Raw genomic sequence first — 13,995 nt, forward strand, 5'->3', positions numbered from 1 at the left:
GGAACGCTCAAAAATGAGCTGGTTCACCATCGGCGCTATCACACCCGAGCGCAAGCAATTCAGGTGATTACCGAGTACATCGAGATCTTCTATAACCGGTAGCGAAAGCAGGAACGTCTTGGCTACCTGTCACCCGCTGCTTTCACACGGCGATATTATGAAAATCTGCTTGCCGCCTAACCCGTTGGACTGCACGTTTGACAACCGACATCACTCAAGAAAGGTGAGCTTTCTCAGAAAAGATAACATTTCACATCTCTATTTACCCAATACACTTTACGGATGCTTTCTATAATGATGCATCTTGGCACCTACTCCAGTGATTCGATATTCATTGAACCTCACCAAATGTCGGAGTAGATAATTGTGCTGTGAAATACTAATTATTTGAAAATTTCTCATGGCAATATGTTGTGCCAAACCATTATTGTTACATTGATTATAGGTATCCGGCATGAGTAGAACTATACTAAGAGAAGTGGAATTTCCGCGGGAGGAACGCACTATGTCTAACAGCATTATCGATTTACAGCAATCTCTTGAGCGTATTAATACGCTGCCTGCTATGCCGGTCATTGCCCAGAAAATGCTTGCATTAGCGTTGAATACAGACGAAGGTGAAACACAATTACTCAAACTCATCGCGCAAGATCCGCAGATCTCCGCCAAGATCATTGGGCTGTCGAACTCTTCCCTGTTTGGAGTACCAGGCACAATATCCTCGATCAGCGATGCAGCCATGTTCTTGGGTCTGACTCAGGTGAAATCAATCGCTATCGGTATGGCCACCCTATCAGCCTTGGCTAAACCACCTGAAGGTAAATTTAAATCTACTGATTTGTGGGCTCACAGTATGGCCATTGCCACTATGATGCGCGCTATTGCCAGGCACATACCTGCACGAAACCGTCCGATGGATGATCAAATTTTCCTCTCAGGACTCTTGCATGACATTGGATACAACGTACTAAACTTTATTGCAAAAGATATCAGCGATACACTTTATGAAAGACTGAACACTGCTTCCGGAATATCACTTTTAGAAATAGAGCACGAGCTACTTGGTACACATCACGGTGAAATCGGCGCAAAACTGGCTGCACATTGGGGATTACCGGCGGAAATCATTGCTGTGATACGCTATCACCATATACCCGACCACACGAATGCTGAAGTCGGTCAACCCCTGGTCAAACTTGTCAATCTTGCAGAAAAAATGCTGCCGGATTTTGCGAACGCCGAACACACAACACAATCAATTACCGAACAGGAATGTACCGATCTTGGTATAGATCCAAGCAAGGCCGATGCTATTACCGAAGAGATTGGAATCGTTGCTGAGCAGACCAAGCAGCTTGCTAGCATTATTTGATAACACAATATAAAGCAGGGTTTCTGCCATTCTGTATCCATGCATTCAAAAGAAATTACGATAACAATCAATGAACTAGAAACTCAATCAAAGTGCGCCCAAGTATCTTTAGTGTTCCAGCACGATTCGACCGGAATTCTTGATTCAATCGGCACTTTCTTCCCCGGCCCAACCATAGTAACCGGATAAATAATGGCTGGTAGATCAGCAACTCATTAGGAATAATGAAATGAAAAAAAACACCTATCAGTTATTTACCATCCAGTTAATCTTCTTTGTTTTTCTCGTCATGGTGATCGCATTGACACATGCGCTTGTTCACGCTGCGCCACTGCAAATGCCTGTATCAGCCAGTTCCGGCTCCACGAAATCATTAAGTGTGCAATTGGATGTTGAGTCCGCCAAGTACACACTATTTGGCCCATCGCCGACTGCCAAGAACGGCCCCAGCAAGAATCCGGTGGTAAGTGTGCGCGGAGCAAAACTCACTCATAGCAAGCCAGCCGCTTCCCAATCTGCCAAACATTTACTGGTTGGGCCTACGTTACGCGTTCGCCCCGGAGACAAGCTGAATATTCTTTTCCGGAATAACCTCGACTATGAGAAATCTGCAGGAGATGCAAGCCATAGCACAACTAATCCGCATGGATTTGATGTCATCAATCTGCATACCCATGGATTGCACGTTTCACCCAGCAGTCCGAGCGATAATGTATTGCTGAATATTTTTCCAAAGAAAACGCCCAAAGAACCATTGAACGAATGTTATGCTGAATTCGGCAAAGAAAATTGTGTGACAGAAAAATTTGCTTATGCTTACAAAATTCCCGTCAACCACCCTTCCGGCACCTACTGGTATCATGCGCACAAACACGGTGCGGTCGCAATGCATTTGGCCAATGGCATTGCCGGCGCCTTAATCATTGAAGATCCGGTGCATGGCTTGGAAAGCTTGCCCGCAGTGCAAAAAGCACGCGAACAAATTATCCTGTTGCAGGAAGTCGCTTACGGCGGCAATTATCCGGATAACACCGGTTCAGGCACTGAAAAAGATCCCTATCGCATCGACTGCATGAGCGTATACGGCAATCAAAATGGTTGCGCATTCGGTGGACAAAAACCACCCGCCCCTGGTATTACCAATAACGAATTATCCATCAACGGCCAGTTCCAGCCGTCGATCACCCTGTCGACCAACGAGGCGCAGCTTTGGCGCGTGATTAACGGTAGCATCGGCAATGTCGTCCCGATGTGCCTGATGCCTGTTAATCAGCCAAACGATAAACCTGCAACCACAACACCGGCGACGTATGTTCTCGCGGCAGACGGCATTCCTGTGCAGAACCCCAATGCCGGAAAAAACGATCTGCCGGTACTCTTGACCAATCCGGTTGTAAAACCAACCGATGGCGCAGAAGTATTGAACAATGAATTGCTCTTTCTAGCCGCAGGCCAAAGACTCGATTTAATGGTAAAAGCGCCATCCACACCGGGTACTTATGCTCTGTATGATGGCGTTGATCAGTCCAGCAGTGCGATTCCCAGAGATCAATTATGCCAAGCATCCACCTATGCGCGGCTAACCCCGATCCTCACCGTGAATGTCGAGGTCAGCACGAGTGAAATTGTCTACAATACCGATGTACCTACGCAACAAGCACTCAACAAACTAACGGCACCAGCAACGATCACAGTCGCTGAAAGCCCCGAGTTACCTACTCAGGGCGCTGTCTTTGGTTTCACCAATAGCGAATTCGCCCCAATCGACGGTGGTGCATCGGTCATCAACGCCAGAGTTTTCAATCCTATCCGCAGTCAGCGCGATCTCACATTGAAACAAGTCGATCTATGGTCCGCGCAAAGCGCCGTGGGTACGCATATGTTCCATATCCATATCAACTCATTCCAATTGGTTTCGCGCGGGCAAGTGAAATACCCTTTCCCCATCTGGCGCGATACTTTGTTGGTAGAAACACAGTCCGATAAGGAAGGAAATGCAGAAATCGGTGATATCGTGCAATTCCTGCAAAAACCGCTAGACTACACCGGCTCCTTGGTCATGCACTGCCATAATGTTTTTCATGAAGATAATGGCATGATGGAATTGGTGAGGATTTTACCGTCTTCCAGCAGCAGTCATAAGCCTGCGCACAAGAAACATACGGGAGTGCACTGATCCGGTTGCTGCTATAAAAACGGTTCAGGTTTTTAGGGAAAAATTTGGATCGCTTTATCTCTTTCACAACAAACAAGACCTAAGGAAACACTGATTTATTCAAACATATCGGTTTGAGTTTCTGAAGTTTTTAAAAACACATCTTATTGATAATATTTGATAAACATATGCAACCAAGCTTTTCTTAATTGGAATATGCGTCAAAGAAGAAACAGACGCGACGAGATCGTTTTCTGTCCGAAATTGAAGCCATCACTCCCCGGGCATCCCTGACGAATGTCCTTGCTCCATACTATCCATCCAGTGGCAAGCATGTTCGCCCGCCTGTCGGATGAAGGTACCGAAGATGCCGTATACGACAGTCAGGCAATTCTCCGTTTTGTTGGCATTGGCCTGAATCGCGAAGCCGCACCGGATGCAACCACACTACTCAAATTCTGCCACCTGCTGGAAGAACATCATCTGACCGAATCCATCTTTAATGCGATCAACGCCCATCTGGCTGATCGAGGGTTATTTCTTCGCGAGGGCACGATTGTTGATGCCACACTGATTGCCGCGCCTTCTTCGACCAAAAACAAGGAAAGAAAGCGCGATAGCGAAATGCATCAGACGAAGAAAGGTAATCAGTGGTATTTCGGTATGAAGGCGCATATTGAAGTTGATGCGCAATCAGGGCTTGCTCACACCCTAATCGGAACGGCTGCCAATACCCGTATCAACTTAAATTCAAGCAATGCGCCAGTTAATAAGTACGCCAATTCGAGAAGCATTCCTGTAGCGTTTTTACAATCCTTTGACCGGCGCCAGATTCTCCATATACAGGTGGAAATGGTTGATTGTGGCAATGTCGTTGCGAACGTACTCTGTCGCGGATAATTGTTGGAGAAAAACCGGTTAGAACATTGGCACCCGCTACGATGGTTTCCGATCGTTCCGTATTGTCTCGCACGGTCACACAAGGTACACCTAGAATATACGCTTCTTCCTGAATACAGCCGCTATCGGTAATAATTAATTCTGCAGATTTCTGATAAGAAAGTGATGTAATTGGATCTACGGAATCAATCACTTCTATTCGTGACAAAAGATCTAAGCTAAGTCCATGATCTTTCATAGTTGCCCGTGTCCTTGGGTGCATGGGAAAAATCATAGCATCGAATTCATCAGCTAATGCATTGAGTGTTGAAAAAACATCAATCATTCTTTCACGGCTATCGGTAAATTCTTTGCGATGCAAAGTGATATAGGCATAGGTATCGGAACGCAGCTTGACAAGCTCGTCAGAAAAATCCTGAATAAGATCAACAGTCGTATTACCTACATTGAAAATTCGTCCACGCAAATCCGGAATTTTATTTAAATATTCGGCATGCTGCTGGGTATAAGTAAAGAGATAATGAGCTGCACTATCCACCATGATCCTGTTGCGTTCTTCGTACATGCAATTATCAAAAGCACGCAGACCTGCTTCGACATGTACCAATCCAACATCAGAATAAACAGCAGCAATCCCTCCGATAATGGATGCGGCAGTATCTCCATTGACCAGAATCAAATCAATCTGGAGCAAGTGAATGAGGTCGCAAACCCAGTCAATGGCGGCGCCAATACGATATGATTGAGGAAAAATAAAGTCAGGCACATAACCCATTTGAGAGAATATGGCTTCTCGCAGCAGAGGATCTTGATGTTGATTGGTATGCAGAACGACGAAATCTACTTCAGCCGCGCGTAGCGCCTGAACGATAGCATAGTTCTTCATCACCTCGGGGCGAGTCCCGAGGACAATCCCAATTTTCACCGTGCGAGGATAGCTTGGGTAAATGATTCGGCTACAAGACGATTTCCTAATTCATTGAAATGAACAGAATCTACATAGCAATTACGACTGAGTTCATTGAAAGGTACCCAAACTATATTTCTATTTTCTTCTGTAACTTTCATGATAGCTGCATTGTATAAATTACGTTTCTCAGCGGTTTCTTTGCAGAAAAAGATATGCCCATCTGGATAGATAGGTGGAATCTCCCCGCAAAAAATTGCTTTGTATTTCTTGATCAGTAAGGTTCTGATAATTTGACGATAATATTCTTCGAACAAATCTAAAGGTGTTTCGTTGCCAACATCATTAGTACCGATAAGTATGCATGCTTGATAGGTATCACCGACAATTTCAATTTCGTTATTAAGTAAGAACCATAGATCTCGAGCGGTATATCCATTAACGCTGCGATTGATCGTTCGCCACTGATACGGAGTATGCTCAGTCAATATCCGAGCTAAATACAAAGGATAGCAACCATAAGTTCGAGCGCCAAAAGTCTGACTATCTCCGATGCAAAGCAAGTTTTGGTAATGCATATCACGACTTCCTAACTTATTGATGAATTGTAATAATTTAAAGGTTTTGGAGATTCTTTAGGATTTGTAAGAATACTCCGAGTTTATAACAGAATGATTCTATGATCCTGTTATTCCTTGAGAAAAAATCTTGGGTAACTCTCATTCTCCGGGATACTTCAGTCCGACTTTCGCTCTTATTTGATCCAATATCTCCATTCGAGCAAGCGTATCTGCAAGAGAAACGGTAGTGCTTTCCAGTTTATTTTCTCTGATGCATCGATTCACCTCAGCCGCTTCAAAGTGATATCCCGCCTGATTCCAGGTAATCCGAGGTAATTTCTTAGCGCGCCATAGCAAGGATAACCGGGCGCGCCAAAACAAAGGAATCCAGACTATCCCCTCCGTGCCAAAAATAAATGCATTATGCAGCGTGCGTGTACGAACAGCGCTTGACAGCAGGGCAAGTTGACCATGAGGATACTTCAGAACGATTCCGGCCTGCTCGTCAACCTCAGTTATACCCAGACAGGCAAGTGCCTGAATATCAGTTGGCTGAGAACCCAATAGTTGAGATGCCAAGGCAATCGGGTAAATACCGACATCAAGAATCGATCCGCCGCCAAGTATCTGATTAAGAATTCTATGTTCAGGATCCCAAAGAGCGCGGAATCCGAAATCAGCTTTCAGCATGCGCACTTCTCCAATCATGCCATTTTTGATCCAATACATGGCGCGTTGATAGGCAGGGTTAAATCTTGACCACATGCCTTCCATCAGAAAAAGTTTTTTTTGATGTGCGCAGGCAATCATCTGGCTGGCTTCTGCAGCATTCAGTGCAAATGGTTTCTCGCAGAGAACGTGTTTACCGTTCTCGAGACACAACAACGTATGCTCTTTATGAAGATTATGTGTTGTTGCCACATAAATAACATCGATATTGGGATCTGTCGCCAATTCCGCATAAGATCCATAGGCATGTGGAATATGATGCTTGGCAGCGAATTTTGTCGCACGCTGAAGGGATCTTGCTGCTACAGCCATAATTTCCGTGTCTGGAACTTTTCTGAGATCGGTAGTAAAACGATCGGCAATCCGTCCAGCACTTAAGATACCCCATCGAATGGGCACGTTCATGGAATTTTCCTTGGATCGATCTGACAAAATATCTCTCAATTTTGAGATGCCCGCATTGCCCGCATTCAGACTAGTATTCAAATTGGACAGCATTGTATCGGTGCGCCAAAGTTTCTCCTAGCTGTATTTCAACGAAATGGGTAACCCCCTCTTTGCTAAAGGGTTGCCAAATCTGTTAATTACTCTACACTCGTTGCAGCGATTTGCGTCTCGTCATGATTCAATCAATGTAAACAAGATAACCAACTATGCCAAGTCATACAAAGAAAGTTGAAATTAATCTGGGGTATGCGTGCAATGCGAAATGTCCTTTTTGCTATTACTATGATTCCGTAATCACCAGAACCAATGAAGATACGTTGACTACCGATGAAGCGATGCAGCAATTAAAACTAGCCAAAAAACTGGGCATCACAGAGATTGAGTTTACCGGTGGCGAAGCTACGCTGCGTAGTGATTTACCGGAGTTGATCACTTATGCCAAGCAAGAGCTTGGTTTCTCCATTGTATGCTTGATTACCAATGGTATTCGGTTGTCCAAAATGGATTATGCCGTCAGTCTGGTTGCTGCCGGTATCGATGACATTCTGTTCAGTATTCATGGTCATGATGCCCATACCCATGATAATTTGACGAAAGTACCGAGAAGTTTCCATCACATCATGCAGGCCATAGATAACGCCAACGAGCTAGGTATCCGTGTGCGCACTAATACGGTTGTTTGCAAATCAAATTATCAGCATCTAACTGAAATCATGCGGCTATTAATTGATAAGCAAGTTGATAATATCAACTTTGTGATGTTCAATCCGGTATTGCAGGCAACAAACATTGATATTGTTCAAGAAGTGTACGTCAACTATGCCGATGCAGGCCGGGAAATCATTCGCGCCATCCAGTCATGCGAAGCTGAGTTGCCCCACTTCAACGTAAGATACATGCCTTTTTGTTTTCTACCCGAATATGAGCGATATATCACCAACATGGATCAAATGACGTTTGATCCTGATGAGTGGGACAATTATGCAAGCTTTAGAATCAGAAAAGGCCGCTTAATATCCTGGCTGTGTGTGGCGATCGGCATTTTGAATCTACCCTACCTTCCATTTGTTACCCGACATGGCTGGAAAGCAATCTGTACGGCTGCGATCAGTCGACTTTATGTCAGGAAAGGTCGTGTCAAGACAAAACAGTGTAAGCAATGTGCCTACGAGAATGTATGCGATTACCTGTATCGCCACTATTACACTATTTATGGATCGGCCGATATGATTCCGATAGCAGGAAACAAGGTGAATAATCCCGCCTGGATTATGAATGCCGCGAAGATTCGCCAACCGGGCGTGTTGCCACCAAAGCGTAATCTGGCGGCAAGGATCAAAGATCCATTACCATGGAAGAATCAGGAAATCACGCGCCAAATCATTGGTGAGTGATGAGGATAATAGTGGTTACCATCTTGAGATCCAATGTTGATCGATGCACGCAATGAATGTGCAAATATCAGTCATGAATCTCAAGGAATTCAAGTATCGCATGGTGAGGCGGGCATCGCTTGTCGGTATGTGGATCAGGATGCGGATAGGATGCGGATTGCCATTCAAGAAAACGATTCTTGCAGATAATTATGGGTTCTGTAACAGCAGACAATCCTGTCTGCCGTCGCTGCCCTGGAGTTATCCGGATCTTGACGTATCAAAGCTCTCCATAGCAGATAATGAATCCCTGGCAACGGCCATTGTGACCATAGCCGGGGCGGAGGGCGATTGGCATAAAGAACCGGATACCGGACAATACTGGCCTGTTCAATTTTTTCCCCGAATCGCTTTCCAACCTGGCAATCCCGTTGGAGACATTCAGCGGGTTTGGGAGCGATCCCGATTACAAAATCTGATTACCCTTGGTCTGATTTGTCGTGTGACGCAGCATGCGAATACGCAACACTTATTGGTCAAAATGCTAGAAAAAAGATTATTGTCATGGATTGACGAGAATCCATGGCTTTGGGGCATACATTATATTTCCACCATGGAGTGCGCACTCAGGCTAATCAGTACTTGTCATGCATTTGATCTGATCAGAAATCAAAAGGTCAGTCTGCAAGCCTGGCAAGGGGTGGTGTATCTGGTGCATAGCCATGCCTATTTTATCCGGCGCAGATTATGTCTTTATTCGTACGCTGGTAATCATACACTCGGTGAATGCGCAGGGTTGATATATGCCGGCTTACTCTTTCCTGAACTGCCCGATGCACAAGATTGGTTGCAAACCGGATTGGATCACATGGAGCGAGAGGCCAACGTGCAAATTCTTGCCGATGGTGGCAATCGTGAGCAATCGTTTCGTTATCTGACCATGATGGTCGATCTTTGTGGATTGGTGATTGCGCTATTAAAACATTACGATAAATCTGCGCCTAATGGCATTGAGCAAGCTTGGATACGTGGCAGCTCTTTTTTACGAGCATTTGCCACTTCTCCTGATAGCCTGCCCGTTGTAGGTGACAGCGATGATGGATATGCGCTATCTCGCTACCTTCGGTTATCATGGCAACCCAATATTCAGTTACCTAAATCATTTTGCAGGCTGTTGGAAAACGTATTCGAGGCAGCCGATGTAAGGCAAAAACAGGAGAAAAAGCGCAGTTTATGCTTAATAAATGAGCATTTTGAGCCTGTTTTTAACACCGCAGCGGCAATGAAGATAGTTTTTCAACGGTCTGCTAGGGGTCGCCTACAGGTTTTTGAAGCATCAGGTTTTTCAAAGATCCAGGGTGAAACGGTGCATGGCAATATGCGTTTCACACACGGACAGCTTGGTACTGCGCGTGGATTCGGTCATGGGCATGCCGATGCCCTGTCGGTCTGCTGGAATCTGGGTGATAAACCGATCCTGGTTGACCCAGGTACCTATCTCTACGATCGAGATCCGCATTTTAGACGCTATTTTCGTGGCACATCAGCGCACAACACGATTATCGTCGACGCCCTTGATCAGGCGCTGCAAAATCCCCAAACATCCTTTGGCTGGCTACAACCGTATAAGGCCGAATTAGTTTGGCAGCAAAAGGATCTAGAGGGAAGAATCTTACTATTAGCCTGTCATAATGGTTATGCCGGAATGGGAGTCACACACTGGCGAGCATTGATCTATGATCGTCAGTTTGGTTGGGCAGTATGGGATCGAATCGATGGCATGGGAGAACACCATTTAGCAATGCACTGGCATGTAGATGCGCCGATTGAGAGATCTGGCGATGGATGGATGGTTGATTGTGCGAGTCAACCCTGGTTTATCCACATAGAAGGCGGGGAATCCGCCTTCTATCGTGGCAACGAGGAATTGCCATTAGGGTGGATTTCCAGAAAATATGCATCGCGAGAACCGATAAACACTATTAAAGCCGAGGTACGCACTCAACTGCCGCATGAATTCCTGACCATCATCAGTCCGCAACAGGTCATTCCAACGGAATTGTTTATTAATGACACATTGATCCAGAGGCTGCGGAATCATTGTAAGCGCGGAGTTGGTGTTCAGATTCAGAATTAAGAAGTTTATTTCTTGCTTACTCTCGCAAAAAATAACCATATCTGTTGTTGTGAAGCTTTGTTCGAAAAGATATGCCGACGGCGGAATTACATCCTGCCAATATTAAGGCGATTGTAATTTCCAGTGCTTCCTAACAAATCCTAACTCTAAATTTCGTTTTAACCGGCATCGTGTTAATCTTTATCCTGCACTTTTCAATTTTTTCTGCTTGAGCTTGCTACTTTCAAAACCCAATTACACTAACAATTTGCTATGAACCAGAATAAAAAAATAAAAGTACTATTTGTCTGCATGGGGAATATTTGCCGATCGCCTACGGCCGATGCGGTTTTCCGGCATTTAGTCAAAGCAGCCGGGGTTGATCATCTAATCCACGTGGATTCTGCGGGCACGCATGCATATCATATTGGTAATCCGCCGGATCACCGCGCCCAGAACACAGCATTGCAGCGCGGCTACAAGATGCATGATTTACGGGCTCGCGCAGTTCAACCAAACGATTTTGAAGAATTTGACTACATACTTGCGATGGATAAGGAAAATCTTTCTTTACTGCAACAACGGAGTCCTCAACAGCACCTCAGTAAAATTCAGTTATTCATGCAGTATAGTACTCAAGCTGATCCGGATGTCGAGGTGCCCGATCCGTACTTCGGCGGGCACCAAGGTTTTGAACTGGTATTGGATATGGTTGAGGAAGCCAGCCAGGGTTTGCTGGCGCATCTTCGCACTAATAAAAAGGAAGTATTCTGATGAAAACAAGAGCCGCTGTTGCTTGGAAAGCCGGTCAGTCGTTAACAATTGAAGAAGTTGATCTGGAAGGCCCGAAATCTGGTGAAGTATTGATAGAAATAAAAGCCACCGGTATTTGCCATACCGATTATTACACGCTTTCCGGTGCAGATCCGGAAGGCTTGTTTCCTGCGATCCTCGGTCATGAAGGCGCCGGCGTAGTGGTCGATGTCGGGCCCAACGTCAAATCGTTGCGCAAAGGCGATCATGTCATTCCGCTCTACACACCGGAATGCCGCGAATGTAAATTCTGTCTTTCCAAAAAAACCAACCTGTGTCAGGCCATCCGCAGTACGCAAGGACGTGGCGTGATGCCCGATAGTACCTCGCGTTTTTCTCTGGACGGAAAACCGCTGTTCCATTATATGGGTACGTCGACTTTTTCCAATTACACCGTTGTGCCGGAAATCGCGCTGGCGAAAATTCGTGAGGATGCGCCGTTCGATAAAGTGTGTTACATCGGTTGTGGCGTGACGACAGGCATCGGCGCAGTCATCTATACCGCCAAGGTCGAGGCAGGCGCCAATGTGGTAGTTTTCGGTCTGGGCGGAATCGGTCTGAATGTGATTCAAGGCGCGCGCATGGTCGGCGCCGACAAAATCATCGGTATTGATATCAATCCGCAGCGCGAAGCGATGGCACGTAAATTCGGCATGACGCATTTCATCAATCCTAATGATGTGCCCAATATCGTCGATACCGTGGTGCAATTGACCGATGGCGGTGCTGATTATAGTTTCGAATGTATCGGTAATACCAAAGTCATGCGGCAAGCCCTGGAATGTACGCATAAAGGCTGGGGACGCAGCATCATCATCGGCGTGGCGGAAGCAGGCGCTGAAATCAGCACGCGTCCTTTCCAGCTCGTTACCGGGCGGAAATGGGAAGGCTCCGCTTTTGGCGGCGCGCGTGGCCGCACCGACGTGCCTAAAATTGTCGATTGGTATATGGAAGGAAAAATCGACATTGATTCGCTGATCACGCATACCTTGCCGTTGGACAAGATCAACGAAGGTTTTGATTTGATGAAAAGCGGCGAATCCATTCGCACCGTGGTGATCTATTAATCGTGGCGCCACTGGAAACTCGCAGTCAACATTCGTGTTTTGGCGGCATACAAGGCTTTTACCAGCACCCCTCCACGGTTATCGGTTTACCGATGCGCTTCTCGGTGTATCAGCCACCGCAAGCGAAGCATCAACGCGTTCCAGTACTATTTTTCCTGGCCGGCCTTACCTGCACTGAAGAAACCTTCATGATTAAAGCCGGGGCGCAGCGCTACGCCGCTGAATATGGGCTGATGTTAGTATCCATGGACACCAGTCCGCGCCAAACCGGCATTCCGGGCGAAACCGATAGCTGGGATTTTGGTGCCGGTGCCGGATTCTATCTGGACGCGACGGTTGAACCTTGGTCGCGCTATTACCGGATGGAAAGTTACGTCACGCAGGAATTGCGTGAAATTATTATCGAACATTATCCCGCCGATCAAAACCGCATGGGTATTTTTGGTCATTCGATGGGCGGACACGGCGCATTGACATTGGCATTGCGTCACCCCGGATTGTATCGCTCGGTATCGGCATTCTCCCCGATCTGCGCACCGATGCAATGTCCCTGGGGACAAAAAGCCTTCCGCAATTATTTGGGTGAAAATCAGGAAAACTGGCAGCAATACGATGCGACCGCACTGATTGCCGCAGGTCATCGCGTTCCAGAATTATTGATTGATCAGGGGTTGAACGATCAATTTCTGGCCGGACAATTGCATCCGGATCGACTGGAAAATGCCTGCGCCGCAGCCGGACAGAAACTGACATTGCGTTACCACCAAGACTACGATCATAGCTATTATTTCATTAGTTCGTTTATTGGGGAGCATTTGAAATTTCATCGAGAGCAGCTTGGGTAGTTTGTGTACATTATTACATTTATGTCTATAAACAAATGAGTAGCTTTGGTTCGTTATGTTAGAATTTCGCATGGACTTTAAATTATCGGCGAAATCAAACATTCCGAAACAATTGCTCGCGGTTCCGGTATTAGGGAATTAAACCGGCTTCGAAAAATTCATGGTCTAGGTAATTGGCTTAAACGTAAAGGTTATGCCACAGTGCGTTTGCCTGATGGTTCAACTTGTATAGCTGAAATGCACTGGTACGAGGCTATAGGTATTGGTAAGCGTGAATTCAAAATCAAACGGTACATGGACATAACATCATGAGTAAACATGAGTTTGCAATTTGCATTGATAACCGCGGCTATGAAGTATCGCTAGAAACTCGCAAATTATATGAAGTGCTCCCCGATGTTGACGCGAAAAAACATGGACAGATTCGCGTCATTGATGAATCGGGAGAAGATTATTTATACCCGGTTACTGCTTTTACTTGCATATCGTTACCGGAAAATGTCATTGAACGGGTCATTTCAGCACATGCCTAGCACATACCGATACGCTAAGGTTAATTGGTCTTTAATTCTTTATTCTGGACCTGACACCGAGCTTCGCGATTTATTGACAACCCCATATTCAAAAATCAAGTGCACCACCGTATCCTAAGTATCATTAACTAACTGGATAACAGAGGTGCAACATGGCAATACACTATTTCCACCTGAA

At 45.8% G+C, this 13,995-nt stretch carries 11 protein-coding genes and 2 pseudogenes; 10 read left to right on the forward strand and 3 right to left on the reverse strand.

The genetic code is table 11. The annotated features are described in order from the left end of the window. The 4 genes and pseudogenes from ACH10T_RS06935 to ACH10T_RS06950 all read left to right on the forward strand — a co-directional run. Window positions 1-180, forward strand: a pseudogene (locus ACH10T_RS06935) (IS3 family transposase); the annotation flags it as partial. 325 nt (window positions 181-505) lie between these two features. Further along, window positions 506-1,372 (forward strand): HDOD domain-containing protein, encoded by an 867-nt coding sequence (locus tag ACH10T_RS06940; protein WP_394808584.1) that lies wholly within the window; start codon window positions 506-508, stop codon window positions 1,370-1,372. Window positions 1,373-1,601: 229 nt separating this feature from the next. After that, window positions 1,602-3,548 carry a multicopper oxidase family protein gene (locus ACH10T_RS06945; protein WP_394808585.1) on the forward strand — a complete coding sequence of 649 codons (1,947 nt, stop codon included), beginning with the start codon at window positions 1,602-1,604 and terminating at the stop codon, window positions 3,546-3,548. A 188-nt stretch (window positions 3,549-3,736) separates the two neighbouring features. Next, window positions 3,737-4,259 (forward strand): annotated as a pseudogene (locus ACH10T_RS06950) (IS5 family transposase); the annotation flags it as partial. Window positions 4,260-4,293: 34 nt separating this feature from the next. Here ACH10T_RS06950 and wecB read toward each other — a convergent pair. From wecB to ACH10T_RS06965, 3 genes are all read right to left on the reverse strand, one after another. Continuing rightward, window positions 4,294-5,352 carry a non-hydrolyzing UDP-N-acetylglucosamine 2-epimerase gene (gene wecB / locus ACH10T_RS06955; RefSeq protein WP_394808586.1) on the reverse strand — a complete coding sequence of 353 codons (1,059 nt, stop codon included), beginning with the start codon at window positions 5,350-5,352 and terminating at the stop codon, window positions 4,294-4,296. Next, window positions 5,349-5,912: an SGNH/GDSL hydrolase family protein gene (locus ACH10T_RS06960; protein WP_394808587.1), complete on the reverse strand. Its 564-nt coding sequence runs from the start codon at window positions 5,910-5,912 to the stop codon at window positions 5,349-5,351. Before ACH10T_RS06960 ends, wecB begins: the two co-directional genes overlap by 4 nt. Before the next feature lie 141 nt (window positions 5,913-6,053). After that, the gene (locus ACH10T_RS06965; protein ID WP_394808588.1) at window positions 6,054-7,028 is read right to left on the reverse strand and encodes a Gfo/Idh/MocA family protein; all 975 of its coding nucleotides are present in this window, start codon (window positions 7,026-7,028) and stop codon (window positions 6,054-6,056) included. Between the two features lie 248 nt (window positions 7,029-7,276). Here ACH10T_RS06965 and ACH10T_RS06970 point away from each other — a divergent pair, with 248 nt between their 5' ends. The 6 genes from ACH10T_RS06970 to ACH10T_RS06995 all read left to right on the forward strand — a co-directional run bounded on the left by ACH10T_RS06970 (window position 7,277) and on the right by ACH10T_RS06995 (window position 13,817). Then, window positions 7,277-8,464 (forward strand): radical SAM protein, encoded by a 1,188-nt coding sequence (locus ACH10T_RS06970; protein WP_394808589.1) that lies wholly within the window; start codon window positions 7,277-7,279, stop codon window positions 8,462-8,464. A 73-nt stretch (window positions 8,465-8,537) separates the two neighbouring features. Then, on the forward strand, window positions 8,538-10,580 hold the full coding sequence (locus tag ACH10T_RS06975) for an alginate lyase family protein (protein ID WP_394808590.1): 2,043 nt from the start codon (window positions 8,538-8,540) through the stop codon (window positions 10,578-10,580). Window positions 10,581-10,832: 252 nt separating this feature from the next. Then, entirely contained in the window at window positions 10,833-11,333 is a 501-nt protein-coding gene (locus ACH10T_RS06980; protein WP_394808591.1) for a low molecular weight protein-tyrosine-phosphatase, read from the forward strand. Continuing rightward, entirely contained in the window at window positions 11,333-12,439 is a 1,107-nt protein-coding gene (locus tag ACH10T_RS06985; protein WP_394808592.1) for an S-(hydroxymethyl)glutathione dehydrogenase/class III alcohol dehydrogenase, read from the forward strand. The genes ACH10T_RS06980 and ACH10T_RS06985 overlap by 1 nt, the downstream gene beginning before the upstream one ends. 11 nt (window positions 12,440-12,450) lie before the next feature. Then, the gene (gene fghA, locus ACH10T_RS06990; protein ID WP_394808594.1) at window positions 12,451-13,284 is read left to right on the forward strand and encodes an S-formylglutathione hydrolase; all 834 of its coding nucleotides are present in this window, start codon (window positions 12,451-12,453) and stop codon (window positions 13,282-13,284) included. 308 nt (window positions 13,285-13,592) lie between these two features. Continuing rightward, a complete protein-coding gene (locus ACH10T_RS06995) occupies window positions 13,593-13,817 on the forward strand; it encodes a hypothetical protein (protein WP_394808593.1) in 225 nt (74 codons plus the stop codon). Window positions 13,818-13,995 lie beyond the last annotated feature (178 nt).

Origin of the sequence: Nitrosomonas sp., from assembly GCF_043753625.1 — a bacterium.
Classification (GTDB): Bacteria; Pseudomonadota; Gammaproteobacteria; order Burkholderiales; family Nitrosomonadaceae; genus Nitrosomonas.